Origin of the sequence: Nonomuraea ferruginea (genome assembly GCF_039540635.1) — a bacterium.
Taxonomy (GTDB): Bacteria; Actinomycetota; Actinomycetes; order Streptosporangiales; family Streptosporangiaceae; genus Nonomuraea; species Nonomuraea ferruginea.
On the sequence record NZ_BAABFD010000019.1, the window covers coordinates 15588 to 41178 of the forward strand.

The 25591-nt window shown below is 70.4% G+C and carries 23 protein-coding genes; 10 read left to right on the plus strand and 13 right to left on the minus strand.

What is annotated here, in order from left to right; all coding sequences use genetic code 11:
• Window positions 1-18: 18 nt before the first annotated feature.
• The 6 genes from ABD999_RS31610 to ABD999_RS31635 all read right to left on the minus strand — a co-directional run bounded on the left by ABD999_RS31610 (window position 19) and on the right by ABD999_RS31635 (window position 6788).
• Window positions 19-1293, minus strand: coding sequence for a thymidine phosphorylase (locus tag ABD999_RS31610; protein WP_271278911.1), 1275 nt, complete (start codon window positions 1291-1293; stop codon window positions 19-21).
• Entirely contained in the window at window positions 1293-1688 is a 396-nt protein-coding gene (locus tag ABD999_RS31615) for a cytidine deaminase (protein WP_271278912.1), read from the minus strand. The genes ABD999_RS31610 and ABD999_RS31615 overlap by 1 nt, the downstream gene beginning before the upstream one ends.
• Window positions 1685-2947 carry an ABC transporter permease gene (locus ABD999_RS31620; RefSeq protein WP_148036937.1) on the minus strand — a complete coding sequence of 421 codons (1263 nt, stop codon included), beginning with the start codon at window positions 2945-2947 and terminating at the stop codon, window positions 1685-1687. Before ABD999_RS31620 ends, ABD999_RS31615 begins: the two co-directional genes overlap by 4 nt.
• The gene (locus tag ABD999_RS31625; RefSeq protein ID WP_148036936.1) at window positions 2944-4083 is read right to left on the minus strand and encodes an ABC transporter permease; all 1140 of its coding nucleotides are present in this window, start codon (window positions 4081-4083) and stop codon (window positions 2944-2946) included. The genes ABD999_RS31620 and ABD999_RS31625 overlap by 4 nt, the downstream gene beginning before the upstream one ends.
• Window positions 4083-5627 (minus strand): ABC transporter ATP-binding protein, encoded by a 1545-nt coding sequence (locus tag ABD999_RS31630; RefSeq protein ID WP_271278913.1) that lies wholly within the window; start codon window positions 5625-5627, stop codon window positions 4083-4085. The genes ABD999_RS31625 and ABD999_RS31630 overlap by 1 nt, the downstream gene beginning before the upstream one ends.
• Window positions 5628-5714: 87 nt before the next feature.
• Window positions 5715-6788 (minus strand): BMP family lipoprotein, encoded by a 1074-nt coding sequence (locus ABD999_RS31635; RefSeq protein ID WP_148036934.1) that lies wholly within the window; start codon window positions 6786-6788, stop codon window positions 5715-5717.
• Window positions 6789-7065: 277 nt separating this feature from the next.
• Between ABD999_RS31635 and ABD999_RS31640 the strand changes: the two genes are divergently transcribed.
• Entirely contained in the window at window positions 7066-8952 is a 1887-nt protein-coding gene (locus ABD999_RS31640) for a Xaa-Pro dipeptidyl-peptidase (protein WP_148036933.1), read from the plus strand.
• Window positions 8953-9003: 51 nt separating this feature from the next.
• Here ABD999_RS31640 and ABD999_RS31645 read toward each other — a convergent pair whose 3' ends face one another.
• A complete protein-coding gene (locus tag ABD999_RS31645; RefSeq protein WP_148036932.1) occupies window positions 9004-10239 on the minus strand; it encodes a M20 family metallopeptidase in 1236 nt (411 codons plus the stop codon).
• Between the two features lie 506 nt (window positions 10240-10745).
• Here ABD999_RS31645 and ABD999_RS31650 point away from each other — a divergent pair.
• Together ABD999_RS31650 and ABD999_RS31655 are read left to right on the plus strand one after the other, a co-directional pair.
• The gene (locus ABD999_RS31650) at window positions 10746-12134 is read left to right on the plus strand and encodes a peptide ligase PGM1-related protein (RefSeq protein WP_187281630.1); all 1389 of its coding nucleotides are present in this window, start codon (window positions 10746-10748) and stop codon (window positions 12132-12134) included.
• A gap of 60 nt (window positions 12135-12194) precedes the next feature.
• Window positions 12195-13541, plus strand: coding sequence for a PP2C family protein-serine/threonine phosphatase (locus ABD999_RS31655; protein ID WP_187281629.1), 1347 nt, complete (start codon window positions 12195-12197; stop codon window positions 13539-13541).
• Here the strand turns inward: ABD999_RS31655 and ABD999_RS31660 are convergent.
• A complete protein-coding gene (locus ABD999_RS31660) occupies window positions 13518-13736 on the minus strand; it encodes an SCO4848 family membrane protein (RefSeq protein ID WP_261809076.1) in 219 nt (72 codons plus the stop codon). The genes ABD999_RS31655 and ABD999_RS31660 overlap by 24 nt on opposite strands.
• Before the next feature lie 89 nt (window positions 13737-13825).
• Between ABD999_RS31660 and ABD999_RS31665 the strand changes: the two genes are divergently transcribed.
• Window positions 13826-14947, plus strand: a complete 1122-nt coding sequence (locus ABD999_RS31665) for a D-alanyl-D-alanine carboxypeptidase family protein (protein WP_261809075.1) — start codon at window positions 13826-13828, stop codon at window positions 14945-14947.
• Here the strand turns inward: ABD999_RS31665 and ABD999_RS31670 are convergent.
• Window positions 14942-15892 carry a YihY/virulence factor BrkB family protein gene (locus ABD999_RS31670; RefSeq protein ID WP_271276605.1) on the minus strand — a complete coding sequence of 317 codons (951 nt, stop codon included), beginning with the start codon at window positions 15890-15892 and terminating at the stop codon, window positions 14942-14944. The two genes, ABD999_RS31665 and ABD999_RS31670, sit on opposite strands and share 6 nt — an antisense overlap.
• Window positions 15893-16116: 224 nt before the next feature.
• Here ABD999_RS31670 and ABD999_RS31675 point away from each other — a divergent pair, with 224 nt between their 5' ends.
• From ABD999_RS31675 to ABD999_RS31690, 4 genes are all read left to right on the plus strand, one after another.
• Entirely contained in the window at window positions 16117-16545 is a 429-nt protein-coding gene (locus tag ABD999_RS31675; RefSeq protein ID WP_148036927.1) for a MarR family winged helix-turn-helix transcriptional regulator, read from the plus strand.
• A 127-nt stretch (window positions 16546-16672) separates the two neighbouring features.
• On the plus strand, window positions 16673-17140 hold the full coding sequence (locus tag ABD999_RS31680; RefSeq protein WP_271276606.1) for an SRPBCC family protein: 468 nt from the start codon (window positions 16673-16675) through the stop codon (window positions 17138-17140).
• Window positions 17141-17932, plus strand: coding sequence for an SRPBCC domain-containing protein (locus ABD999_RS31685; protein ID WP_271276607.1), 792 nt, complete (start codon window positions 17141-17143; stop codon window positions 17930-17932).
• A gap of 267 nt (window positions 17933-18199) precedes the next feature.
• Window positions 18200-18340, plus strand: coding sequence for a hypothetical protein (locus ABD999_RS31690; RefSeq protein ID WP_271276608.1), 141 nt, complete (start codon window positions 18200-18202; stop codon window positions 18338-18340).
• A 498-nt stretch (window positions 18341-18838) separates the two neighbouring features.
• Here ABD999_RS31690 and trpS read toward each other — a convergent pair whose 3' ends face one another.
• Together trpS and ABD999_RS31700 are read right to left on the minus strand one after the other, a co-directional pair.
• The gene (gene trpS / locus ABD999_RS31695; protein WP_148036924.1) at window positions 18839-19843 is read right to left on the minus strand and encodes a tryptophan--tRNA ligase; all 1005 of its coding nucleotides are present in this window, start codon (window positions 19841-19843) and stop codon (window positions 18839-18841) included.
• 14 nt (window positions 19844-19857) lie between these two features.
• On the minus strand, window positions 19858-21171 hold the full coding sequence (locus ABD999_RS31700; RefSeq protein WP_271276609.1) for a hemolysin family protein: 1314 nt from the start codon (window positions 21169-21171) through the stop codon (window positions 19858-19860).
• Between the two features lie 86 nt (window positions 21172-21257).
• Here ABD999_RS31700 and galE point away from each other — a divergent pair, with 86 nt between their 5' ends.
• Window positions 21258-22205, plus strand: a complete 948-nt coding sequence (galE, locus tag ABD999_RS31705; RefSeq protein WP_271276610.1) for a UDP-glucose 4-epimerase GalE — start codon at window positions 21258-21260, stop codon at window positions 22203-22205.
• Between the two features lie 59 nt (window positions 22206-22264).
• The gene (locus ABD999_RS31710) at window positions 22265-22414 is read left to right on the plus strand and encodes a hypothetical protein (RefSeq protein WP_271276611.1); all 150 of its coding nucleotides are present in this window, start codon (window positions 22265-22267) and stop codon (window positions 22412-22414) included.
• A gap of 45 nt (window positions 22415-22459) precedes the next feature.
• Here ABD999_RS31710 and ABD999_RS31715 read toward each other — a convergent pair whose 3' ends face one another.
• Both ABD999_RS31715 and ABD999_RS31720 read right to left on the minus strand, forming a co-directional pair.
• Window positions 22460-23434, minus strand: a complete 975-nt coding sequence (locus tag ABD999_RS31715; RefSeq protein WP_148036921.1) for a malate dehydrogenase — start codon at window positions 23432-23434, stop codon at window positions 22460-22462.
• Window positions 23435-23489: 55 nt separating this feature from the next.
• The gene (locus tag ABD999_RS31720) at window positions 23490-25562 is read right to left on the minus strand and encodes a serine/threonine-protein kinase (RefSeq protein ID WP_271276612.1); all 2073 of its coding nucleotides are present in this window, start codon (window positions 25560-25562) and stop codon (window positions 23490-23492) included.
• Window positions 25563-25591 lie beyond the last annotated feature (29 nt).

The following is a 25591-nucleotide window of genomic DNA, read 5'->3' on the forward strand; positions in this document are numbered from 1 at the left end:
CGGCGGACCACCCTGCCGTTACGCGGTGACGCGGCCGATCACGAGGGGCAACTGCTCCCCCGCGGTCTCGCCCACCTCGTAACCGCCGTCCAGGGCCGCGAGCGCCCGCTCGAACCGCGCCGCCTCGTCGGCGTGCAGCGTCATCAGCGGCTGCCCTTGGCGCACCGGATCGCCGGGCTTGGCGTGCAGGGTGATGCCCGCGCCCGCCGACACCGGGTCCTCCTTGCGCGCCCGGCCCGCGCCGAGCCGCCAGGCCGCCAGGCCCACCGCGTAGGCGTCGAGCCGGGACAGCACCCCGGACGCCGGCGCCTCGACGGTCATCGTCTCGCCCGCCCGGGGCAGCGGCGCGTCCGGATCGCCGCCCTGGGCCGCGATCATGCGCCGCCAGGCGTCCATCGCCGACCCGTCGCCCAGCGCGTCGGCGGGGTCCTTGCCGGAGATCCCGGCCGCCTCCAGCATCTCCCGCGCGAGCCGTACGGTCAGCTCCACCACGTCGGAAGGCCCGCCGCCCGCGAGGACCTCGACCGACTCCTCGACCTCCAGGGCGTTGCCCACGGCCCGGCCCAGCGGCCGGTCCATGGCGGTGAGCAGCGCGACCGTGCGCACGCCCGCGTCGGTGCCGAGCGCCACCATGGTCTCGGCCAGTTCGCGGGCGCGCTCCGGGGTCTTCATGAACGCCCCGGAGCCGACCTTCACGTCGAGCACCAGCGCGCCCGTGCCTTCGGCGATCTTCTTGGACATGATCGACGAGGCGATGAGCGGGATGGACTCGACGGTGCCGGTGACGTCGCGCAGCGCGTACAGCTTCTTGTCGGCGGGCGCGAGCCCGGACCCGGCGGCGCAGACCACCGCGCCCGCCTCGCGGAGCACGCCGAGCATCTCGTCGTTGGACAGCGAGGCCCGCCAGCCGGGGATCGACTCCAGCTTGTCGAGCGTGCCCCCGGTGTGGCCGAGGCCGCGCCCGGATAGCTGCGGCACGTAGGCCCCGCAGGCGGCGACCAGCGGCGCCAGCGGCAGCGTGATCTTGTCGCCGACGCCGCCGGTGGAGTGCTTGTCGGCGGTCGGCCGGTCGAGCGCCGACCAGTCCATGCGCTCGCCGGAACGGATCATCGCCTCGGTCCAGCCGGCGATCTCGCGCCGGTTCATGCCGTTGAGCAGGATCGCCATGGCCAGCGCGGCCATCTGCTCGTCGGCGACCGCGCCCGTGGTGTAGGCGTCGATCACCCAGTCGATCTGGGCGGCCGTCAGCTCGCCGCCGTCGCGCTTGGCGACGATCACCTCGATGGCGTCCATCACGCCATCCGGGACAGGTCGTCGGGGCCGAAGGCGTACGGCAGGATCTCGGCCATCCGCTTGGGCCCGTCGACGGTCTCGACCTGCAGGTCGGCGCCGCCGAACTCCCACAGCAGCTGACGGCAGCGCCCGCACGGCATGAGCAGCTCACCGTGGCCGTCGACGCAGGTGAAGGCCACCAGCCGGCCGCCGCCGGACGCCTGCAGCGCGGACACCAGCCCGCACTCGGCGCACAGCCCCACGCCGTAGGAGGCGTTCTCCACGTTGCAGCCGGTCACCACGCGCCCGTCGTCGACCAGCGCGGCGGCGCCGACCGGGAATTTCGAGTATGGAGCGTAGGCGTGGTGCATGGCCTCCGCGGCCTCGGCGCGCAGTGACTCCCAGTCGATGCTCAATGCTGTTCCCCCCGTCGGTAGCGTACGCCGTCGGCCTTGGGCATCCGCAGCCGCTGCGACGCGACGAGGAGCACCAGCAGCGTGAGCACGTGCGGCGTGATGAAGACGAACTCGTTCGGCAGCCGGTCGACGGTCAGCCAGAGCCAGAAGAGCACGGCCGCGCCCACCACGGCGGCGCCCATCGCCGTGTAGTCCTTGACGGTCAGCGCCGACAGCCCGTCCGCCCGGCGGGCCCTGACGCCGAGGTAGATCAGCAGCAGGATCGCGCCCAGGAGCAGGAAGGACGTGATCGCCCCCTGGCTGCGCAGTTGCAGGCCGTCGGCGTACCCGAAGAGCGCGGCGCCGGCCGCGAGCCCGCCGGGCCGCCAGTTACCGAAGATCATCGCGGCGAGGCCGATGAAGCCGCGCCCGGCCGTCTGCCCCTCGACGTACTTCGTGCTGACGAAGACCAGGAACACGCCGCCCAGCCCGGCGAACGCGCCGGAGATGACCACCGCGATGTACTTGATCCGGTAGACGTTCACGCCCAGCGACTCGGCCGCCCACGGGTTCTCGCCCGCGGAGCGCAGCCGCAGCCCGAAGGAGGTGTGCCAGAGCACGAAGAACGTCAGCGGCAGCATCAGCACGGCCAGGATGACCAGCACGTTCACGTTGTGCGTGAGCCCGCGCAGGATGCCCGCCACGTCGCCGACCAGGAACCACCTGGTGCTCTCCAGGCTGCCCAGCCAGTCGGGCCCGTCCGACAGCAGCGGCAGGCTCAGCTCGGGCGCCGCGGACGACATCGCGGGCGAGGTGGTGATGCCCGCGCCAGCCTGGTTGGCGGGGCTGCCCTCCTTGTAGAGCACCTCGGACAGGAACCGGGTGACGCCGGGACCGAGCAGGTTGATCGCCACGCCGCTGATGATGTGGTCGACGCCGAAGGTGACGGTGGCGATGGCGTGGATGAGGCCGCCGATCGCGCCCGCGAGCAGCCCGGCGACGAGCGCCGCGTAGGGGCCCCACTGGTAGCCGGCCCAGCCGGCGAACCACGTGCCGAGCACCATCATGCCTTCGAGGCCGATGTTGACCACGCCCGCGCGCTCCGCCCACAGGCCGCCGAGCCCGGCCAGCCCGATCGGCACCGCCAGCATGAGCGCGGCCGCGAACGTGCCGGACGAGGTGATCTCGTTGGCTCCGGTGATCAGGCGGATCAGCGCCACGAGCAGGATCGCCGCGGCGACGCCGACGAGCGCCAGATGGTACTTGCGGGTCCTGGTCATGCTGCCACCTCAACGGGAGTGTTCCTGCCGAGCGCCTGGGCGGCCCGCCGTTCCTCGCGCCGCAGCGCGATCCTGCTGGTGATCTCGTTGGCGATGACCACGAGGAGGACGATGGTGCCCTGCATGATCGTGATGACCGAGGGCGGCACGTCCGCGAACTGCAGCGGCCCCTGCGCCCGGTCGAGGAAGCCGAACAGCAGCGCGGCCACCGCGATGCCCGCGGGCTTGTTGCGGCCCAGCAGGGCCACGGCGATGCCGAGGAAGCCGAGGCCCGGGGTGAAGTTGGAGCCGAACGCGTGCTCGTCGCCGAGGATCTCGGGCAGGCCGATCAGTCCCGCGACCGCCCCGGAGAGCACCATCGCGGAGATGACCATCCGCTTCGGGTCGACGCCGGAGGCGAGCGCGGCCGGCGCGTTGAGGCCGCTGGCCTTGACCTCGAAGCCGAACCTGGTGCGCTCGAGCACCAGCCAGATCCCGACGCCGAGCAGGATCGCCACGATCAGGAAGCCCCACAGGCCGTCGCCGCGCGGCGCGGGCAGGCCGAACATCTCCAGCAGCACGTTCACGTTGGGGAACCACGCCGACTCGGGCAGCACGGGCGTGCTCGTGGTGAGCTGGCCCTCCGCCCGCTCGCCGGCGAACGGGCCGCGGACGAGGAACGCGGCCAGGTTGATCGCGATGTAGTTCAGCATGATCGTGGAGATGACCTCGTTCACCCCCCGGGTCACCTTCATCACGGCCGGGATCAGCGCGTACAGGCCGCCGGCGGCCGCCGCCACGATGATGATCACCGTGATCTGGATCGGCGCGGGCGCGACGAACGTCGAGCCGACGAAGGCGGCGCAGATGGCCGCGATGCGGTACTGGCCCTCGACGCCGATGTTGAAGAGGTTCATCCGGAAGCCGATGGCCACCGCCAGCCCGGCGATGAACAGCGTCACCGCCCGGTTGAGCATGTCGGCGATGCTGGTCGACACGGCCTTCTCGGTGGCGCCGAAGTTCAGGAAAGCGGCGAACGCGTCCGCCGGGCTGGCGCCCACGGCGACGATCGCCACGCTGGAGATGCCGATGGCCAGCACGATGGCCGCGACGGCGCCGGCGACGGTGAGCAGCGCCCTGAAGAGCCCCGCGGGCATCACGCCTCCTCAGTGCCGGTGATGGCACCGGTCATGTATCCGCCCAGCCGCTCTGGCGTGACGCCGGACGGGTCGAGCCGGGCGGCGAGCCGCCCTCGGTAGATCACGTACAACGTGTCGGACAGGCCGATCAGCTCGTCGAGGTCCGCCGAGATCAGCAGCACGGCCAGCCCGGCCGCGCGGGCGTTGCGCAGGTGCTCCCAGATGGCGGCCTGCGCGCCCACGTCGACGCCTCTGGTCGGGTGGGCGGCGATGAGCACCTTCGGCTCGCCGCTCATCTCACGGCCGACGATGAGCTTCTGCTGGTTGCCGCCCGACAGGGCCAGGGCCAGCGTGTCGACGCCGGGCGTGCGGACGTCGTACGCCTCGACGATGCGCTGGGTGTCGGCCCTGGACGCGCGCCGGTTGATCCAGAACCCGCGGCGGGCCGGGGGCCTGGTCTGGTGGCCGAGCACGCGGTTCTCCCAGAGGGACGCCTCCAGCAGCAGGCCCTGGCGGTGGCGGTCCTCGGGGATGTAGCCGATGCCCGCCTCGCGGCGGCGCAGCGTGGGCCAGGCGGAGATGTCCTCGGCGCCGAGCGTGAGCCCGCCGCGCGCCTGGCGGATGCCCATGATGGCCTCGATCAGCTCGGACTGGCCGTTGCCCTCGACGCCCGCGATGCCGACGATCTCGCCCTTGCGGATCTCGAACGACACCTCGTCCAGCAGGCGCCGCCCGCCCTGCGCCTCCATGGTCAGGCCGGACACCTTGAGCATGATGGTGTCGGTCACCGTGGACTCGCGGGTCTCCGGGGTGGGCAGCTCGCTGCCGACCATGAGCTCCGCGAGCTGGCGGGCGGTGGTGCCCGCGGGGTCGACGCCGGCGACCGTGGTGCCGCGCCGGATCACGGTGATCGCGTCGGCGATGCTGAGCACCTCGTCGAGCTTGTGCGAGATGAAGATGACGGTGAGGCCGCCGGCCTTGAGCTCGCGCAGGTTGTCGAAGAGCTCGTCGACCTCCTGCGGCACGAGCACCGCGGTCGGCTCGTCCAGGATGAGGATCCGCGCGCCGCGGTAGAGGACCTTGAGGATCTCCACCCGCTGGCGGTCGCCGACGCCCAGGTCCTCCACGAGCCGGTCGGGGTCCACCCGCAGCCCGTGGCGCTCGGCCAGCTCGTTGATGCGGCGGCGGGCGCCGGCCTTGTCGAGCACGCCGGCCGTGCCGGGCTCGGCCCCCAGCACGATGTTCTCCAGCACCGTGAAGTTGTCGGCGAGCATGAAGTGCTGGTGGACCATGCCGATGCCGACGGCGATGGCGTCGCTGGGGGTGCGGAAGGCGACCTCTTCGCCGTTGACCCTGATTGTGCCCTCGTCCGGCTTCTGCATGCCGTAGAGGATCTTCATCAGCGTCGACTTGCCGGCGCCGTTCTCCCCCACGATCGCGTGCACCGTTCCGGCGTCGACGGTGAGGCTGACGTCGTGGTTGGCCACGACACCGGGGAAGCGCTTGGTGATGCCCTCCAGCTGGACGGCTGGTGGAACCGCGGCGACGGTCTCGGCGTTCATCGGCCGCTCATTCGATCTCTCCTTGGCAGATACAGGCCGAAGGCCCGGGTCAGGGGACGCCGGGCCCTCGGGGAGGCATTCCTCAGATCACGGCTTGGTCGGGACCGTGATCTTGCCGTCGACGATGTCCTTCTGAGCGGCTTCGATCTTGTCCGCGATGTCGTCGATCTCACCGCCGGTGGTGGACAGGCCGACGCCGTCCACCTTGAGGTCGTAGATCACGTCGGTGCCGCCCTTGGCGCCACCCTGGAAGGCCTTGACGAACTCGAACACGCCCACGTCGACGCGCTTGAGCATGGAGGTCATGATGACCTCCTGGAGGTTGGTCTCCTTGACCGTCTGGCGCTGGTCGGAGTCGACGCCGATGGCCTTCTTCTTGGCCGCGGCCGCCGCCTGGAACACGCCGAGGCCGGAGTCGCCGGACGCGTGGTAGACGATCTCCGCGCCGTCCTGGTACATCTTCTCGGCCGCGACCTTGCCCTTGTCGGGGGCGCGGAAGCCGGTGAAGTCACCGTCGGGCGTGAGGTACGTCACGTCGATCTTGGCGTCGCTCTTGACCGACTTCACGCCGGCCTCGAAGCCCGCCTGGAACTTCTTGATCAGGTCGTTCTCGACACCGCCGACGAAGCCCACGTGGCCGCTCTCGGCCTTGAGCGCCGCCGCGACGCCCGCCAGGTAGGAGCCCTGCTCCTCGGCGAAGAGCAGACCCGTCACGTTGGTGGCGTTGGAGGCCGAGTCGACGACCGCGAACTGGATCTCCGGGTATTCCTCGGCGGCCTTCTTGATGTCCTCGCCGTAGGCGAAGCCGACGCCGATGATCGGGTTGTAGCCCGCGTCGGCCAGCTGGGTCAGCAGCTCGCCGCGGTTGGAGCCGTCGGACGCCGGGCTGAGTTCCTTGATCTCCGCGCCGAGCTCGGCCTTCGCCTTCTCCAGGCCCGCGTAGGCGGCGTCGTTGAACGACTTGTCGCCGCGTCCGCCGATGTCGAACGCGAGACCGACCTTGAGCGCGCCACCCGCGGGGGCGCTGCTGCTGTCCGCGGACGGCGCGGTGCTCGCCGTCGTCTCCCCGCCGCTGCCGCTGCCGCCACAAGCCGCGGCCGCCATGAGCATGGCACCGGCCAGCGTGCCGGTCGCCAACCTGCCGAATCGCTTGCTGAGCAAGGCGACTCCTTCCATTTCCCCGGCCGTCAAACTTCATCGCAGGCGCGAAGAAATGCACGGCAACCCTGCACGGAAGATAGTTGGTTGACCAGGCCATACCAAACCGGCACACAGGGTCGCAACCGCTCCGTTATCGACCTCAAGCGGGACTGTGACCTGGCCGCGCCCTCACCCACGTCCGGAAGCTTTGCCCAATTTTGGGCCTCGCCATCCGGTCCGAGGGGATCGATCATGACAGGGCATTCCCCCAACCGGGGCAACCACTCAGGAGTCCTGCATGCACCCCTGGAAGGCAATCGCCGTGCCGCTGGCCGCGGCCATGGTGCTCACCATGGCGTCCGCGCCGCCCGCGGCATCGGCGGACACCCCCGCCGTCAAGGTCGAGGGAGGCGCGACCCAACCGGTCTTCTCCCGCGCAGACGCGATCAAACAGACGGTCTTCGTCGAGGTGGCCGGCACCGACAGCGACGACGACGGCAGCCCCGACCGGGTCGCCGTCGACATCCTGCGGCCCAAGGAGACCGACCAGGGACTCAAGGTCCCGGTCATCATGGAGGCCAGCCCGTACTACGCGGGCGGCAACGACGTCGCCAACCACGTCGTGGACGTCGACGAGCACGGCAACCCGCTGCCCAGCACCCTGCGCGGGCAGTCCAAGCTGTCGAGCGAGCCGTTCGACTCCTACTACGACAACTACTTCGTGCCCCGCGGCTACGCCGTCGCCCTGGTCGAGAACCTGGGCAGCGGCCGCGCCACCGGCTGCCCGACCACCGGCGACCGCAACGAGACGGCCGGGCCCAAGGCCGCCATCGACTGGCTCAACGGCCGCGCCAAGGCCTTCGACGCCGCCGGCAACCCGGTCGAGGCCACCTGGTCCACCGGCAAGGTCGGCATGATCGGCGTCTCGTACAACGGGACCCTGCCGAACGCGGTGGCCGCGACCGGCGTCAAGGGCCTGGAGACGATCGTGCCGATCGCCGCGATCTCCTCCTGGTACGACTACTACCGGGCCAACGGCGGCGTGGTCGCGCCCGGCGGGTTCCAGGGCGAGGACGCGGACGTGCTGGCCAAGTACGTGCTCACCAGGGAGAACGGCCAGGAGGTGTGCGGCCCGGTCATGGACCACCTGACCGCCGCCCAGGACCGGGTCACCGGCGACTACAGCGACTTCTGGGACGACCGCAACTACCTCAACGACGTGCGCAAGGTGCGGGCCAGCGTCTTCCTCGTGCACGGGCTCAACGACTGGAACGTCAAGACCAAGCAGGCCGCCCAGTGGTGGTACGCGCTGGCCGAGCGGAAGGTGCCGCGCAAGATCTGGCTGCACCAGGGCACCCACATGAACCCGTTCAGCCTGCGCACCGCCGAGTGGCTGCGCCAGCTGCACGGCTGGTTCGACCACTGGCTGTACGGGATCGACAGCGGGATCATGCGTGAGCCGCAGGCCGACGTGGAGATCGCGGCCGGTCAGTGGGGTCAGCACAGGTCGTGGCCGCTGCCGGGCACCGCGCCGGTGCGACTGTGGATGGGCTCGGACGCGAAGCTGGGCCTGCTGCCGCGACCGCTCTCGGCGCGCGAGTCGTTCGTCGACCAGAAGACCCGCACGGCGGAGCAGCTGGTGGAGAACGCCCCGGCCGCCGACCCGAACCGGCTGGCCTACCTCACCGGGGCGCTGCCGACGGACGTGCGGATCTCCGGCACACCGGAGGTCACCGTGCGGGCCTCGCTGAAGAACGGCTCCTCGCCGTTCCTGACCGCGCTGCTCGTGGACTACGGCACCGACACGCGGCCCGACGGCAGACTGCTGTCGACCGGCGAGGAGTACTGCTACGGCCAGGGCGTGCCGGGTGACACCGGCTGTACGGTGCTGCGCCGGCTGGGCACGGCCGAGACCGCGTACAAGATCGTCACCCGGGGCTGGCTGGACGTGCGCAACCGGAACCGGGCCGACCGGACGGAGCCGGTGCGCGCGGGCAAGGAGTACAGCTTCACCTGGGACTTCCAGCCCCAGGACTACCTGTTCAAGAAGGGGCACAGGATCGGCGTCGTGATCATCTCGACCGACCACGACTACACCCTGCGCTACCCGGCGGGCACCGAGGTGACGCTGTCGCCCGGCCGCTCGTCGCTGCGGCTGCCGGTGGTCTTCGGCCGGATCTCCTGACATGGGACGGCGGCGGGAGACCGGAGTCTCCCGCCGCCGGACCGTGTCTCGTCAGGCCAGCGCCGAGGTGATCTCGTCAGCGGCCGGCACGTGGGTGCTCTCGAACAGCGCGGTCAGCGCGGTCGTGGCCATGACCCGCACGCCCATCGCGATCGCCCGCTCGTCGATGTCGAACGTGCCCTGGTGGATGTCGTAGGTGACGCCGCTCTCCGGGGACCGGGTGCCGAGCCGGGCGAAGGCGCCCGGGATCGACTCGAGGTACCAAGCGAAGTCCTCGCCGCCGAGCGACTGGTGGGTGGACACCACGGCGCCCGCGCCCAGGGCGCGCTCGGCGGCCTCGGACAGCATCTGCACGCAGCCCTCGTCGTTGACCACCGGCGGCACGCCGCGGGTGTATTCCATCGTGGCCTCGATGCCGTACGCGCCCGCGACCGACTCCAGCAGCGTCTTGATCAGGTCAGGGGCGGCGTGCCAGGCGTCCTCGTCGAGGCAGCGGACCGTGCCCTCGGCCACGCCGCCGTCCGGGATCGCGTTGGCGGCCGTGCCGGCCTCGACGCGGCCCCAGACGAGGCTGAGCGAGGAGCGCGGGTCGATCCGGCGCGACAGCGCGGCGGGCAGCTCGGTGAGCACCTTGGCCAGCGCGAAGACCAGGTCGGCCGTGAGGTGCGGGCGGGCGGTGTGGCCGCCGGGGCCGGACACCCGGATGACGACCTTGTCGCAGGCGGAGGTGATCGGGCCGCTCTTGAGACCGAGCTGGCCGACGTCGACGCGCGGGTCGCAGTGGAGGCCGAAGATGCGGTCGACGCCGCTGATGCCGCCCTGGGCCATGACCTCGAGCGCGCCGCCGGGAAGCTCCTCGGCGGGCTGGAAGATCAGGCGCACCCGGCCGGGCAGCAGCCCCGCGGCGGCCTGCTGGGCGAGGAAGAGCGAGGCGCCGAGCAGGATCGTGGTGTGCACGTCGTGGCCGCACGCGTGGCAGGCGCCGGGGACGGTCGAACGGTAGGACACGCCCTTCTCGTCCTGCAGGGGCAGCGCGTCGATGTCGGCGCGCAGCGCGATGGTGGGGCCGTCGCCGCTTCCCACGTCGCAGATGAGACCCGTGCCGCGCGGGAGCACCGTCGGGGTCAGCCCGGCGGCCACCAGCCGCTCCGCGACCCGCTGGGTCGTGCGGTATTCGGCGAAGGCCAGCTCAGGATGCATGTGCAGGTCGCGGCGGAACGCCACGAGATCCTGCTCGGTCTCCACCAGGAACGCGTCGAGTTCCCCTCGAAGCTCACGCCCCTGCATCAGTCACCATCCCGTCCCGTGCCGTGCGCCGTCGACTACCCGGAAATCACACGGCCAATAGCGCCGTATCGAGTACTTGTCCCCACTGTGGTCGGCTGTTCGATCGGAGCAGCCGTCCGGCGAATCGAGATTGCCGCACACCCGGAGGTCTTCGGGGATCGTCAGCGCGGGGCACGACTCTCGGTCGCCTGTTGAGGACAACCGCCACAGCCCGGATCACAGCGGTCGGCCGTGGAACCTGGCGATGCTCCGACTTTATCCCTCTCACGAGGCTTCGCGCTGACGACTACACCAAAAGTTAGCCGACGGCATGCCCGTAACCATGGACGGTCACGGAGAGTGACAGGTCAACTGACCTGAAAATAGTCACAAGGGATCACTAGATCATGACCCGCGGCCGCCACTCCCAAACGTGGTGACCGATTCCGAATCGCGTCACCTTCAGCCATGGCGATAACACTACCGCGCTGGCTGCATTTGGGAGAATTGCGTGTTTCACTCGCTATATGATCACTAACATCCCGTTCGGGGAGAAGTATGCCGGGTTGAGCATCTTCGAGCCGGGCCAGGGCACCCTGGTGGTCGTACCTTCGCTCTCCCTGCCCCAGGATGAGCTCCGCCGCATCACGGGCGCGCGATGCTACGAGGAGCGTCTGCTCTTCTTGTTGCTGACGCTGCGCGAGCCCGGGGTCGACGTGATCTACCTGTCGTCCGCGCCGATCGATCCGGCCATCGTCGACTACTACTTGGGATTCCTGCCCGATCCGGAGGAAGCCGCCAAACGGCTCACGCTGATCAGCCTCGACACCCCGGACGCGCAGCCCCTCACCCGGACGTTACTCTCCCGTCCCGATGTCCTGGAGCGGCTGCGCGCCGCGATCGACGGCGACGCCTGGCTGGTCCCCTTCGTGCTGAGCGAGCTGGAGGAACGGCTCGCCTCGCTACTCAGCGTTCCCCTCTACGGCCCGGCCACGTCGCTGGCCTACTACGGCTCCAAGAGCGGCTCCCGGGAGATCGGCACCGAGGCGGGCGTGCCGATGGCCCGCGGCTTCCGCGACCTCTACACGCTCGCCGAGATCGAGGACGCGATCGAGTCGCTGCCGGGCGAGCGTCTGATCGTCAAGCTGAACGACGCCTACTCCGGCCTCGGCAACGCCATCGTGCCCAGGGGCGACCTGCGGGGCACCAGCTTCGCGGCCGAGGGCGAGACCTGGGCCACCTTCGCCGCCAAGGTGCGCGAGCGCGGCGCGGTCGTCGAGGAGTTCATCGAGCACCGCCCGCTCTACCACCCGAGCGCGCTGGCCCGCATCTCCCCCGGCGGCGACTACGAGGTGGTCGCCACCCACGACCAGGTGCTCGGCGGCCCGAACAACCACGTCTACCAGGGCTGCATGTTCCCGGCCGCGCCGGAGTACCGCTCCGAGGTCGGCGACTGCGCCGGGCGCATAGCCGGAGCGCTGGCGGCCAAAGGCGTGATCGGCCTGTTCGGCATGGACTTCTTCGCCATGAAGACCGACGCCGGCTACGCGGCGCTGCTGTGCGAGATCAACCTGCGCATCGGCGGCACCACCCACCCGTACGGGGCCGCGCTGCTGACGACCGGGGCCACGTACGACCCCGGCACCGGGCTGCTGATGGCCGAGGGCCGGCCCAAGTACTACACGGCCACGGACAACTGCGCGGCCGACTGCCTGCGCGGGCGCACCCCCGGGCAGGTGCTGCGCCAGGCCGAGCGGCTCGGACTCGGCTTCGACCACGACAGCCGCACCGGCAACGTCTTCCACCTGCTCGGCGCCATCCCCGAGCACGGCAAGCTCGGCTTCACCTCGATCGCCGACTCCCGCGAGCAGGCGGACGAGCTGCACCGCCGGACCCGACGCGCCCTCTGTGGCTGATTCCGCACCGATTCTGTGCATTAATAAACGAAGTCACGTATGGGCTGGAGGGGCGCTCCGGTGAATCCGTACTTCGTCATCAAAGACCCGCGCAGCCGCGCCGGTCTGCGTCTGAGCGCGTCCGCCACGTCCCAGGAGCGGCTGGCCTTTCTCAACGAGGCGAGCAGCCGCATCGGCAGCACGCTCGACCTCCAGCAGACGTGCCGCGAGCTGATGGACGTCGCGATCCCCCGGCTGGCCGACACCGGCGGCGTCATGGTGCAGGAGCGGCTCATCACCGAAGGCGAGTTCCCGGCCCGCGCGAAGGACGGCTCGGCCCTGGTCAGACGCGTGTCCACGGCGGTGGCGACGCACAACCCGTGGGAGTGGGACGACGCGTTCCCGGTCGACGAGGTCTGCGTCTATCCCCCGTACCTGCCGCAGGGGCAGGCCATGGCCACGGGCGAGACCGTGCTCGTGCCCAGGCTGGACCGCGCCGTCGGCGAGGAGAACGCACAGGCGTTCCAGCGGCCGATCATCGCCAGGCTGCTGCCCGGGAGCTCCTTCCTCGTGGCGCCGCTGCTCGCCAGGGGCAACGTGCTCGGGTTCCTGGTGCTGCTGCGCCGCGACTGCAGCGAGCCCTTCCAGGAGTCGGACGTCCCGCTGGCCGAGGAACTGGCCGCGCGGACCGCGATCTGCATCGACAACGCCCGGCTCTACGAGCGCGAGCGGCGCACCGCGCTCATGCTGCAGCGTTCCCTCCTGCCGACCGGCCTGCAGCGGTCTCCCGGCCTGGAGATCGCCTACCGCTACCTGCCGGCGAGCGACCTGGCCGAGGTGGGCGGCGACTGGTTCGACGTGATCCCGGTGACCCCGGAGCGCACCGCGCTGGTGGTCGGCGACGTGATGGGCCACGGCATCCGCGCCGCGGCGACCATGGGCCAGCTCCGCACCGCCACCCAGACGCTGGCCAGCCTGGACCTCGACCCGTCCGAGCTGCTGTTCCGGCTCAACCACGTGGCCCAGCAGCTCAGCTCCGACCAGATCGCGACCTGTCTGTACGCGACGTACGACCGCACGTCCGGCAAGATCGCCATGGCCAGCGCGGGACACCTGCCGCCGGTGCTGGTGGAACCCGCCGGCCAGGCCGCGACGGTGCCCGTCGTCCCGGGCCTGCCGCTCGGCGTCGACGTCGAGACGTGGGAGACCTGCACCGTCGACCTGCCTCCGGGCGGCCTGCTCGCCCTCTACACCGACGGCCTGGTGGAGAGCAGGGAGCAGAGCATCGACCAGGGCCTGTCGGGTCTGTGCACGCTGCTCAGCGGTCCGCCCCGGGGGATCGAGCGGATCTGTGACCTGATCATCAACGCGCAGCGGCCGACGGACAAGCGCGACGACATCGCGCTACTGCTCGCCAAGGCCTCCTGATCGCCGCCCGCGCAGGCCGCGCCACCCGATGACGCCCAGCACGATCGCCAGCACGATGTTGACGGCGATCAGGATGCCGTGCACCACGTAGAAGCCGGTCTCGTGCCCGTCCTGCAGGTTGAATCCCAGGTTGATCCACTCGAAGATCATGAACGCGGCGAGCGCGATGAGGAATCCAGCGATCTTTCGTGACATGACCATCTCTCTAGCGTCTGAAGCGGATCTTCAGGGGATGTGTCGGCACATGAGCGACAACACGAAGCTACGCTGAGTTCGCGATGTGGATGAAACTGGTGCCAGTCACGGCACTCCTCGTGGCGGTGACCTTCACCGGGGCGGCCCAGGCGTCCCCGGCCCCGACCCAGACCCCGACCCCGCCGCCGCCGGTCGGCGGTGACCTGCTGGCCGGTCGCGGCCTGATCAAGCCCGTCGGGTTCAAGGCGCCCCCGAAGACCAAGGCGACCGCGTACGTGATCGCCGACCACGAGACGGGGCAGGTGCTGGCGGCGAAGGACCCGCACGGCCGCTACCGCCCGGCCAGCACGCTCAAGATGCTCACCGCGGCCACGCTGATCCCCAAGCTCGACAAGACCCTCAAGGTCAGGCCGAGCCGCAACGCCGTCAACCAGGAGGGCAGCGCCGTCGGCCTGCAGACCAGGCCCATCTACACGGTGGACGACCTGTTCAAGGCCCTGATGATGTCGTCCGGCAACGACGCGGCGATGGCACTGGCCGAGGCGAACGGCGGCCTCGACAAGACCATGCGCGACATGAACGACGAGGCCAAGCGGCTGCAGGCCAACGACACCGTGGCCAAGACGCCCAGCGGCCTGGACAAGCCCGGACAGAGCAGCTCCGCCTACGACCTGGCGCTCATCGCCAGATCCGGCCTGTCCGACAAGGACTTCCGGCGGTACGTGAGCACCAAGACGGCCAAGTTCCCCGCGCCGAAGAAGTGGTACGAGATCAGCAACCACAACAAGCTGCTCTGGCGCTACAAGGGCATGATCGGGGTCAAGAACGGCTGGACGACGAAGGCGCAGAGCACGTTCGTCGGCGCCGCCACCCGCGACGGCCACACGATCATCGTGTCGATCATGAAGCACGAGGGCTACTTCTGGGAAGAGGTGGCCGACCTGCTCGACTGGGGCTTCGCCGCCCGGGGCAAGGTGACGCCGGTCGGCCGGCTCGTCGACCCGCTGCCCGACGAGCCGGCCCAGCAGGCGGCGCCGGTCGCCACGTCCCACGCCACTCCGTCGCCCAGCCGGAAGCCGATGATGGACGCGGCCGCGTCCGAGCAGGACGCGAGCACGCGCACGATGGGTTCCGTGGTGATCGGCGGCGGGCTGCTGTTCGGGCTGGTCTGGCTCGGCTACGGCATCCGCCGCAGGCGCAGGAGGCTATGACGGCCCGGCCGGCTCCGGTGTGCCCGCCGAGGGCACGGGCGAGGGCGCGGGCGGCGGGGCGCCTCCGGCCGTGGCGGTCCACGCGGCCACGTACAGGATGAGCCGGGTGGAGAAGTTGATCCACAGCAGCAGGCCGACCATGACCGCGAACGCGCCGTAGATCGGGTTCGACAGCGTCCCGGCGAGCAGCAGCGAGGCGAGCTGCTTGAGCACGCCGAACCCGATCGCGCCGAGCAGCGCGCCTCGGGCGAGCACCCGGAACGGCTGGACGGGCCTGGCCACCCAGCCCAGCGCGATCATGAACAGCACCCAGTCGGCGGCGACGCTGCCCGCCAGGCCGACGAGCCCCGTCAGCACCGTCACCACCGGCGAGCTGCCGCCGAACAGGAAGTTCGCCACCATCGTGGTGGCCTGCGTCGCCAGCCCGCCGACCAGCACCGACACGATGAGCGTCACGCCCAGCATGAGCAGCGACGCCAGGTCGCGCAGCTTGGCCCTGACGAACGAGAACGCCGGCGAGGTGGTCATGGAGATCTCGCGCAGCGCCCCGCGCAGCGCGTCCACCGCCCCGAGCCCCGCGTACAGCAGGCCCAGGAGGCCGATGACGCCCGCGGTCGTCTTGGCGTCCTTGATCGCCGTCAGGTCGAGCTGCCCCGCCAGGCCGGGCAGCCGCTCCGTGATCGCCGTCTCCAGCGCCCCCGCCACCGTCGCGCTGACCGTCACCACATACCCCAGCAGCGCGAACGCCAGCGCGATCAGCGGGAAGAAGGACAGGAACGCGAAGTACGTCACCCCGCCCGCCAGCCGGTCGCCGGACTGCGCCTGGTAGCGCTGGACGGTCTTGATGAGGTGGTCGACGGACGGCCTGCGCACGCGCCAGCCTTCCACCATCCGCCTGGCCCGGTTCTTGATGGACCGGATCCGCTCGGTCAGGCTCACGCTCACGCCCCAGACCTGCCCTGGAGGCGACGTCCGTATCCTTTCGGCGATCATTCCGCTGCCGCAGGATTTCCGTTGAACGGGCCTCTCGGGGATCTGGCAAGCCTTCGCTTCGCTCGTCCATGAGGCACTGGATCGCTGAGCTTCGGTGACGGCATGGCCTGCCTGCCCGTCTCCGCGCTGTGGACCACTCCGGCTTGACACGGGCCGCAGGGCGGGAAACTGGAAGGGTGACCACCGAGAAGGGCTCTCCGCCGCCCATCAGCCCCTCCATCATCGTGCTGACGCTGGCGCGCCGGGTCGAGACCGAGCTCGGCGCCGCTCTCGCGCCGCTCGACCTCACCGTCACCCGGCTCGGGCTGCTCGGGCACATCGCCGCCGTGCCGGGCGTGTCGTTCAGCGACCTGGCGCGCATGTCGGGCACCGCCGTGCAGAGCGTGCACTCCGCGGTGAAGGCCCTGGTCGCCGCCGGTCTCGTACGCGACAGCAACGCCCGCGCCGGCTCGGCGTCCACGATCGAGCTGACCCCCGAGGGGAGGCGGCTCCTGGCGGCGGCCGAGCAGGCCATCGGCGACGTCGACGACCTGCTGTTCGGGCCGTCGGCGGACCCGGTCCAACGACAGCTCGCCGCCGCCATCCGCGCCGCCTTCGCCTCCTGACGCGCGTTATGCCGCTGGTCGATGGCGGGGTCCGTGCGGCGGTCGCGCTCAGCTGCAACGAGAGATGAGTCGGTACGCGCGAAGGTCGCCTTGAAATATTCGCCTAGACGAATGTATTCTCAACGGCATGACCGAGAACATCGAACGAATCGTTGCCGCATCGCCTGCCCGCGTCTGGGAGCTCTGGACGACCGCGGAGGGCATCTCGTCGTGGTGGGCGCCAGAGGGCTTCCGCACTGACGTCACGAAGCTTGACCTCACGCCGGGCGGTGAGCTGGTCTACACCATGACGGCGGTGGCGCCGGAGCAGATCGCCTTCATGGAGCAGCACGGGATGCCGCTCTCAACCGAGTCCCGCAAGTACTTCACCGAGATCGCCGAACCTCACCGTCTCGCCTACCAGTCGGTTGTCGACTTCGTGCCCGACCATGAGCCGTACGAGCATCTGACGGTCGTCGAGCTCTCGTCCGTCGAGGGCGGCACGCGTATCGTCATGCAGGTCGAGCGGATGCATGACGAGGTGTGGACGCAGCGGCTACTCGCGGGGCGCGCCAACGAGCTGGACAATCTGGCGGCCCACGTCGCGGAGAGCTGAATGAGCGAGGGCATCCAGCCCATGCTCGCGGCGATCGCCGAGCCCACACGGTTCCGCATCGTGGAGCTGCTGTCGACGCGCGCGTGTACGGTCGGCGAAGTCGCCGAGGGCATCGGCGCGCTGCAGCCTCAGACGACCAAGCACATCCAGGCGCTCGAGGCTGCCGGCGTCATCCGGGTGCACAAGCTCGGGCGCAGGCGGGTCGCTCGACTCGACCGCGCATCCATGTCCATGCTCTCGTCGTTCTTCGGGCGGCTCGCCGTGCCCGACCCGGATGACGCCGTGCTTGAGAGCTACGAGGCGTCGATCGGGCGGGAGGAGGCTCGCCGGCCTGGCGACGACGGTGCCCGTGTCCTCACCTTCGAGCGGAAGCTGCCGTTTCCCGCGGCGGTGGTGTGGGATGCCTGGACCGACGCCGAGCAGGCCGCACAGTGGTGGGCGCCTCGTCATTTCCACGTCGACGTGTTCGACATCGCGCCGCAGGAGGGCACGCCGATCCGCTTCGTGCTGCACGAGGGGGATGGGGCGACTTACGAGTCCGTGGGCCGGGTCGTGGAGGTGCGGCCGCGCCGGCAACTGGTGTTCACGCTCGCCCCGGTCGACGCCACCGGAGTGCCGCTCTTCTCGGCCCGTCACACAGTGTCGCTGACAGAGGAGGACGGGATGACGACGGTCCGCCTCCGTATCGTGGTGTCCGAGGTCCGCGCTGAGGCGGCCCCGATGACCGCAGGGCTTGAGCCGGGGTGGAACCAGCTGCTCGACGGTCTGCGACGCTCGCTCGCCGCACGTTGACGGCTCGGTGCGGTCGAGGAGGTGTGGCGATCGACGACGTGCGCGCACTCGGCTCCAAGCTCGGGCCTTCCTCCCGGGCTACGTGTGCAGCCGTCTGAAGTTCCGGGTCAGGCAGGTCGTCGACGTCGTTCTCCCTCGATGGACCCGTCAGGGGCTTGGATTCCCGCCTGAGGAGCGCGCGGCGCTCCCACGGGGTGCGCGCCCCCTTCGCGTATCCGCCGGAGGGGCGTCGTGCGTGCATCTGTTCTGTGCCCGGAGAGACCCCTGATGGGTCGCCACCGATACAAGCGCACCCCCGACCAGCCGCCTGCGCACCGCGAGAGTGAGGTGCCCGTGGTGCTCCCGCACGTCGTGATGACGATCGCCGACGACGGAGCCATGACCGTGACGGTCGATGGGCAGACGTAAGAGCTGGAGCCGTATGCGCCACCGTGGAGTCAGGAAGCGTTCGCCGTGCTCATCGACCAACTCCTGAACCTGCGGCAGTGCCCGATCCGCGTCGAGGTCCGCGAAGCAGACGGCACCGGTCGTCCATGCCCGGCGATGACACGCGCCTGGTGACGTATCTCTCGGCCGTGGGCGCAGGTTCACTTCCGGCCTCAGGACATCAACCGACTTCTGCTGCCCGTCCCCTGCCAGGAAACCCCGATCCCAACGCCTCTGGGCAGGGAGGGGCGACAGCTCCTGGGGGGACGCCCGAGCTGTGGAGGCGCGAAGCGCCGGGGGCGAGGACCTTTCGCGCGCCGGAGGCGCGCTTGGGAAGGACAGCCTGAGCTGGTCGCCGCGAAGCGGCTGTCGGCGAAGCCCTTGTCGCGCCGGAGGCGCTTGATAGTTTGGGCCGGGGCGTCGCGGAGCGACCGGGGGTGAAGCGCCGGAGGCGCCCCGGGAAGAGCGGTGGGGTGCCGGCTAGGCGCCCGGGAGGAAGCCGACCCGGTCGCGGACTTCGGCCATGGTGCGCCGGGCCACCGCACGGGCGCGCTCCGCGCCCGAAGCCAGCATCCGGTCCAGCTCGGCCTCGTCGGCCAGCAGCTTCTCGGTGCGCTCGCGGATCGGGGTGAAGGCGTCGATGACCGCTTCGGCGACGTCCTTCTTGAAGGTCCCGTAACCCTGCCCGGCGTAGCGGGCCACCAGGTCGGGGATCGGCGTGCCGGTCAGCGCGGACTGGATGCGCAGCAGGTTGGAGATCCCCGGCTTGGCCTCCTCGTCGAAGCGGACCTCGGTCTCGGTGTCGGTGACCGCCCGCATGATCTTCTTGCGCAGCGGCCCCGGCTGCTCCAGGACGTCCAGGATGCCCGCGGGGCTGGAGGAGGACTTGGACATCTTGGCCGACGGGTCCTGCAGGTCGGTGATCTTCTCGACCTCTTTGAGAATGAACGGCTCGGGGATCGTGAAGGTGTCGCCGAAGCGGTGGTTGAAGCGCTGGCCGAGGTCGCGGGTGAGCTCCAGGTGCTGCTTCTGGTCGGCGCCGACGGGCACGCTGTTGGCCTGGTAGAGCAGGATGTCGGCGGCCTGCAGGATCGGGTAGGTGAACAGGCCGACGCTGGCCGCGCTCTCCCCGAACTTGGCCGACTTGTCCTTGAACTGCGTCATCCGCGCGGCCTCGCCCATGCCGGTCTGGCAGTTGAGTATCCAGGCCAGCTCGGAGTGCTCGCGGACGTGGGACTGCACGAACACGGTGGAGCGTTCCGGATCGAGCCCGGCGGCGAAGAGCTGGGCCGCGGCGACGCGGGTGCGGCGGCGCAGCGCGGCGGGCTCGGTGGGCACGGTGATCGCGTGCAGGTCCACCACGCAGTAGAAGGCGTCGTGGGTCTCCTGCAACGTGACCCATTGACGAACCGCACCCAGGTAGTTGCCCAGGTGGAAGGAGTCCGCGGTGGGCTGGATGCCGGAGAGAACACGAGGTCTGGCCATGACACGTAATTGTGTCAGGTATCGGCTTCGGGCGGCGACTCCACGACAGGGCGGCGTTTCACCCGCACCTTGGCGATCCGGCGGCCGTCGAGCTCGATGACGGTCAGGTCGAAGCCGCTCGCCTCGACGACGTCGTTCACCTCGGGCACGTGCCCGAGCATCGCCATGACGAAGCCGGCCAGCGTCTCGTACGGGCCGTCGGGCAGGCGGATGCCGGTCTCGTCGGCGAAGTCGTTGAGGTTGGTGAGCCCGTCGATCTCCATCACTCCGGCGGGCAGGATCACGGACTGGTCCTCGACGTCGTACTCGTCCCTGATGTCGCCGATGAGCTCCTCGACCAGGTCCTCCATGGTGACGATGCCCGCGGTGCCGCCGTACTCGTCGATGACGATGCACATGTGCTGGCCCTCGTCGCGCATCTCGGAGAGCGTGTTGAGCAGCCGCTTGGACGCGGGCACGAACTTGGCCGGCCGGATCGGCACCAGCTCGCTGAGCGGCTCGGTGCGGCCGGTGAGCACGGGGTCGAGCAGGTCCCTGACGTGCACGAAGCCGATGACCTCGTCGTAGGACTCGCGGTAGACGGGGAAGCGCGAGTGGGGCAGCGCGGCGGCCAGCACCGCCGCCTCGGCCAGCGGCGTGTCGGCCTCCATGAACTCGACCTCGGTGCGCGGCAGCATGAGCTCGCGGAGCTGGCGCTTGCCTGCGGCGAACACCTCGGCGATCAGGTTGCGCTCGTCGGGGGTCAGCTCGGCGTGGCCGACGACCATGTCGCGCAGTTCCTCGGTGGTGACCTCCTCGCGGTCGGCCTGCGGGTTGCCGCCGAGCAGCCGGACGACGCCGTCGGTGGACTTGGACAGCGCCCAGATGACGGGCCGCGACAGGGCGGCGAGGCGGTCGAGGAACGGGGCGACGACCAGCGACAGTCCTTCGGCCCGCTGGAGCGCGAGTCGTTTGGGGGCGAGTTCTCCGAGCACGAGGGAGACGTACGAGATGGCCAGGGTGACGAGCACCAGGGCGAGCACGCCGGCGATGGCGACGGGCACGCCCCAGCGTTCGAGCAAGGGGCTGAGCTGCCCGCTGAGCCGGTCGGCGCCGAACGCGGCCGAGAGCATGGTGGCGACGGTGACGCCGATCTGCACGGCCGACAGGAAGCGGTTCGGGTCGCGGGCGAGCTTGGCCACGCGTTCGCCGCGGCGGCCTTGTTGGGAGAGCTTGCGCACCTGGCTCTCGCGTAGCGAGACCATGGCTATCTCGGCGGCGGCGAAGAACCCGCCGATCAGGATGAACAGCAGGACCACGGCGATGTTGGCCGCGACGGTGTCAAACATGGTGGTTGGCAGCGTATACGGGCCTCTTGCCGCGTATGCTGAACGGCAAGCCGTACAAAATCAAACATATTCGAACTGGAGTCAACATGAGGCTGCTGGTCACCGGAGGGGCAGGATACGTCGGCAGCGTCGTCGCGGCGCAGCTCGTGGAGGCGGGCCACGAGGTCGTCGTGCTCGACGACCTGTCCACCGGCCACGCGGACGCGGTGCCGGACGGCGCGACGTTCGTGCGGGCCTCGATCGAGAACGCGGGGCCGGCGCTCGACGGCGTCGACGCGGTGCTCCACTTCGCCGCCAGGTCGCTGGTCGGCGAGTCGGTGGAGAAGCCCGGACTCTACTGGGCCCACAACCTCGGCGGCACGCTGGCGCTGCTGGAGGCGATGCACGAGCGCGGCGTCCGCAAGATCGTGTTCTCCTCGACCGCGGCCACGTACGGCGAGCCGGAGCAGTCGCCGATCAGGGAGAGCGACCCCACGCGCCCGACCAACCCGTACGGCGCCTCCAAGCTGGCCGTCGACACCGCGCTGACGGCCTTCGCCGGGCTGCGCGGGCTGGGCGCGGTCAGCCTGCGCTACTTCAACGTGGCCGGCGCCTACGGCCGCTACCGCGAGCGTCACGCGGTGGAGACCCACCTCATCCCGAACGTGCTCAAGGTGGCCACCGGCGAGCGCGAGTCGGTCAGCGTGTTCGGCACCGACTACCCGACGCCCGACGGCAGTTGCGTGCGCGACTACGTGCACGTCGCCGACCTGGCCAGGGCCCATCTGCTGGCGCTCGGCGCCTGCCGAGAGGGCGAGCACCAGATCTACAACCTGGGCAACGGCACGGGGTTCTCGGTGCTGGAGGTGATCGAGGTCTGCCGCGAGGTCACCGGCCACGAGATCCCCGCCGTCGTCGGCCCGCGCCGGGCCGGCGACCCGGCCGTCCTGGTGGCCTCGTCGGAGCGGCTCCAGCGTGAGCTGGGCTGGAAGCCGGAGCGCACCGAGCTGCGGGACATCGTCGCGGACGCCTGGGAGGCGCTTTCCGGGATTTGACCCCTATCGGCGGTCGATATGTGCTGTGATACCGAAATGTGAGGAGCTTTTCACCAAGGGTGACGAAGGTGCTCTTCGGCGCCGTGCTCGTGGCGGGTTGCGCGACGGCCGCGGCCGGAGTGGTGTTCGCCACGCCGAAGCCCGTGCCGGAGCCCGTGCCGGCCATACCGGCGTCCTCGGCGAGCTGCCCGGCGCCTACCGGAGAGTGACCCGGGCGCGCGCCCGCACGGACGCGCGCCTTCTCGTGGTACGGATCAGATCAGGCCCAGCGACTTGACCGCGTCGCGCTCCTCGGCGAGCTCCCGCACCGAGGCATCGATGCGCTCACGGGAGAACGCGTCGATCTCCAGCCCCTGGATGATCTCGAACCTGCCGCCGGCCGCCCGCACCGGGAACGACGACACCAGGCCCTCGGGCACCCCGTAGGAGCCGTCGGAGACGATCGCGGCCGAGGTCCACTCGGTGCCGTTGACCCAGTCGTAGACGTGGTCGATGGCGGCGTTGGCGGCCGAGGCCGCGGAGGACGCGCCGCGGGCCTCGATGATGGCCGCGCCGCGCTTGGCGACGGTCGGGATGAACGTGTCGCGCAGCCACTCCTGGTCGACCTGCTCGGCGGCGACCTTGCCGCCCACCTCGGTGTGGAACAGGTCGGGGTACTGGGTGGCGGAGTGGTTGCCCCAGATGGTCATGTGCTTGATCTCGGTGACCGGCACCTGGAGCTTGGCGGCCAGCTGCGAGATCGCGCGGTTGTGGTCGAGGCGGGTCATCGCGGTGAACCGGTCGGCCGGCACGTCGGGGGCGTGCTGCTGGGCGATGAGCGCGTTGGTGTTGGCGGGGTTGCCGACGACGAGCACCCGGATGTCGTCGGCGGCGTGGTCGTTGATGGCCTTGCCCTGCGGCCCGAAGATGCCGCCGTTGGCGCCGAGCAGGTCGCCGCGCTCCATGCCGGCCTTCCGCGGCATGGCGCCGACCAGGAGGCCGACGCTGGTGCCGTTGAACGCCACGTTGGGATCGTCGGTGATCTCGATGCCGGACAGCAGCGGGAAGGCGCAGTCGTCGAGCTCCATGGCGGTGCCCTCGGCGGCCTTGACCGCCTGCGGGATCTCCAGCAGGCTCAGCTTGACCGGGACGTCAGGCCCGAGTAGCTGGCCCGACGCGATGCGGAACAGCAGCGCGTAGCCGATCTGTCCGGCAGCACCGGTGACGGTCACCTTGACGGGCGTGGCCATGGCCTTTCCCCTAACTCGCAAGCTGATGCGTTGACTTTCGGATGTTACCCGGTCGTCATTCGCAGGCTTCCATCGCGGGCACCTTCGTCTCCGGCTCGAACTCCACGTTGCCGAAGTGTTTCGCGAGCAGCTCCTTGACCACGCCCTTGCGGTAGAGGTCGGCCAGCACGCCGGAGATCGCCTTGCACGTCCGCGCGTCGCCCTTGCGCAGGCCGACGCCGTAGCGCTCGTCGCTGAGCCCGGCGCCGAGCAGGCGGAAGCGCACGTTCTCCCGGCCGGCGAACCCGGCCAGGATGAGGTCGTCGCCGGGCACCGCGTCCACGGTGCCGTCGAGCAGCATGTTCATGCATTCGGCGTAGTTGCCTGCGGGCACCGGGTGGACCTTCACCTTGTCCTGCACGGCGCCCACCGACGGACTGTTGACCGCGCAGATCTTCTTGCCCTTCAGGTCGCCGAGCGAGTCGATGGGGCCCCGGTGGACCAGCACGTCCCGGTGGGCCAGGTAGTAAGGGCCGGCGAAGGCGACCTCGGGGTCGTCGACGATCGAGTAGGTGGCCACCACGAGGTCCACGCTGCCCTCGGCCAGCGCGCGGACCCTGGTCGCCGGGGAGACGGCGACGAACTCGACGTCCCGGGCCCCCAGCCCTTCTGCGACGCGGCGGGCCACGTCGACGTCGAAGCCCTCGAACGCGTCGCCGCGCCGCAGCCCGACGCCCGGCAGGTCGGCCTTGACCCCGATCACGATCTTCCCGGTCGCGGCCACCTTCTCGGCGACGCTCGCGTACGAGGGCGGCAGCGGGTCCTCCGTGGAGCCGGGATCCGGGCCGAGGGCGTTCAGCGGCCAGCCCTTGACCACCGTCATCGCGGCGATCGTCGCGACCACGGCCAGCGCGGCGGCGAACGCCACCCACCACTTCGCCCGTCCCCGCTTCCTGGACGGCGCGGGCGCCTGACCGCCTCCGGCCTCCCGCGTCGGGACCCCGACGCCCTGCGCGCCCGTGCCGCCATGGGCCGGAAGACCCTGCGCGCCCGTGCTCCCCTGAGTTCCGTGCGCGCCCGTGCCTTGCGCCGGTCCGTACGTCCCCGTACCCCCCGGAGTTCCGTACGCGCCCGTACCGGAGCTGTCGTGACCCTGGACCGCGCCGGCGGCGGCGTGGCCGGGCGGGTCCTGCGCGCCCGTGCGGCCGGAGACGGCGGGGAAGCCGGTGACGGCCGAGGCCGTGCCCGGGGCGGGGACCGAGACGCGGCTGAACGGGGTGGTGTCGTCGCCTGCCACCTGCACCCCCCGGGTCAGCAGCGCCGTGGACGCCCCCACCGTCTCGGGCTGCCCGAGCAGCCGCAGCAGGATCTGGTCGGCGGACGGCCGGTCGGCGGCGGACTTGGACAGCGCCCCCCGCACCACGCCGCGCAGCGGCTCCGGCATCATCCCCACGTCCACCTCGTGGGTGAGGATCCGGTTGAGCACGGTCGCGATCGAGTTGCCCTCGAAGACGGCGACCCCGGTGGCCGCGAACGCGATCGTCGCCCCCCACGCGAACACGTCGGTGAACGGCCCGATCTCCTCGCCGGCGATCTGCTCGGGAGCCATGTAGGCGGGGGTGCCGATGGCCCGGCTGGTGATCGTCCCGGTCGAGTCGATGATGCGGGCGATGCCGAAGTCGACCACCCTCGGCCCGTCGGCGGCGATGAGGACGTTGTCGGGCTTGAGGTCGCGGTGGATGATCGAGGCGTGGTGGATGGCGGTCAGCGCGGTGGCGGTGCCGATGGCCAGCCGGTCGAGCACGGTGCCGGTGAGCGGCCCGTCGGTCTCGACGATCTCGCGCAGCGCCCGCCCGTCGATGTACTCGCTGGCGATGTATGGAGTGTCGCCGTCGAGGTCGGCCTCCATCACCCTGGCGGTGCAGAACGACGCCACCCGCTTGGCCGCCTTCAACTCACGGGCGAAGCGGGAGCGTGCGCTCTTGTCGCCGGTGAATTTCACGTGCAGCAATTTGACGGCGGCCCGCTCGCCGTGCTGGTCGACTCCGAGAAAGACGATGCCCTGCCCGCCCTCGCCGATCCTTCCGGTCAGCCGGAACGAACCCAGCTGGGTGGGATCGCCGGCCACGAGCGGCGAGATCTGCGGCATTCCACTTCCCCACGTGTCCAATGAAGCCC

Excerpts from the sequence above, each read along its gene's own strand:
- ABD999_RS31610 (WP_271278911.1), bottom strand. The coding sequence starts at position 1,293 with ATGGACGCCATCGAGGTGATCGTCGCCAAGCGCGACGGCGGCGAGCTG.
- ABD999_RS31620 (WP_148036937.1), bottom strand. The coding sequence starts at position 2,947 with ATGACCAGGACCCGCAAGTACCATCTGGCGCTCGTCGGCGTCGCCGCG.
- ABD999_RS31625 (WP_148036936.1), bottom strand. The coding sequence starts at position 4,083 with ATGCCCGCGGGGCTCTTCAGGGCGCTGCTCACCGTCGCCGGCGCCGTC.
- ABD999_RS31630 (WP_271278913.1), bottom strand. The coding sequence starts at position 5,627 with ATGAACGCCGAGACCGTCGCCGCGGTTCCACCAGCCGTCCAGCTGGAG.
- ABD999_RS31640 (WP_148036933.1), top strand. The coding sequence starts at position 7,066 with ATGCACCCCTGGAAGGCAATCGCCGTGCCGCTGGCCGCGGCCATGGTG.
- ABD999_RS31645 (WP_148036932.1), bottom strand. The coding sequence starts at position 10,239 with ATGCAGGGGCGTGAGCTTCGAGGGGAACTCGACGCGTTCCTGGTGGAG.
- ABD999_RS31650 (WP_187281630.1), top strand. The coding sequence starts at position 10,746 with ATGATCACTAACATCCCGTTCGGGGAGAAGTATGCCGGGTTGAGCATC.
- ABD999_RS31660 (WP_261809076.1), bottom strand. The coding sequence starts at position 13,736 with ATGTCACGAAAGATCGCTGGATTCCTCATCGCGCTCGCCGCGTTCATG.
- ABD999_RS31665 (WP_261809075.1), top strand. The coding sequence starts at position 13,826 with ATGAAACTGGTGCCAGTCACGGCACTCCTCGTGGCGGTGACCTTCACC.
- ABD999_RS31680 (WP_271276606.1), top strand. The coding sequence starts at position 16,673 with ATGACCGAGAACATCGAACGAATCGTTGCCGCATCGCCTGCCCGCGTC.
- ABD999_RS31685 (WP_271276607.1), top strand. The coding sequence starts at position 17,141 with ATGAGCGAGGGCATCCAGCCCATGCTCGCGGCGATCGCCGAGCCCACA.
- ABD999_RS31690 (WP_271276608.1), top strand. The coding sequence starts at position 18,200 with ATGGGTCGCCACCGATACAAGCGCACCCCCGACCAGCCGCCTGCGCAC.
- trpS (WP_148036924.1), bottom strand. The coding sequence starts at position 19,843 with ATGGCCAGACCTCGTGTTCTCTCCGGCATCCAGCCCACCGCGGACTCC.
- ABD999_RS31700 (WP_271276609.1), bottom strand. The coding sequence starts at position 21,171 with ATGTTTGACACCGTCGCGGCCAACATCGCCGTGGTCCTGCTGTTCATC.
- galE (WP_271276610.1), top strand. The coding sequence starts at position 21,258 with ATGAGGCTGCTGGTCACCGGAGGGGCAGGATACGTCGGCAGCGTCGTC.
- ABD999_RS31715 (WP_148036921.1), bottom strand. The coding sequence starts at position 23,434 with ATGGCCACGCCCGTCAAGGTGACCGTCACCGGTGCTGCCGGACAGATC.
- ABD999_RS31720 (WP_271276612.1), bottom strand. The coding sequence starts at position 25,562 with ATGCCGCAGATCTCGCCGCTCGTGGCCGGCGATCCCACCCAGCTGGGT.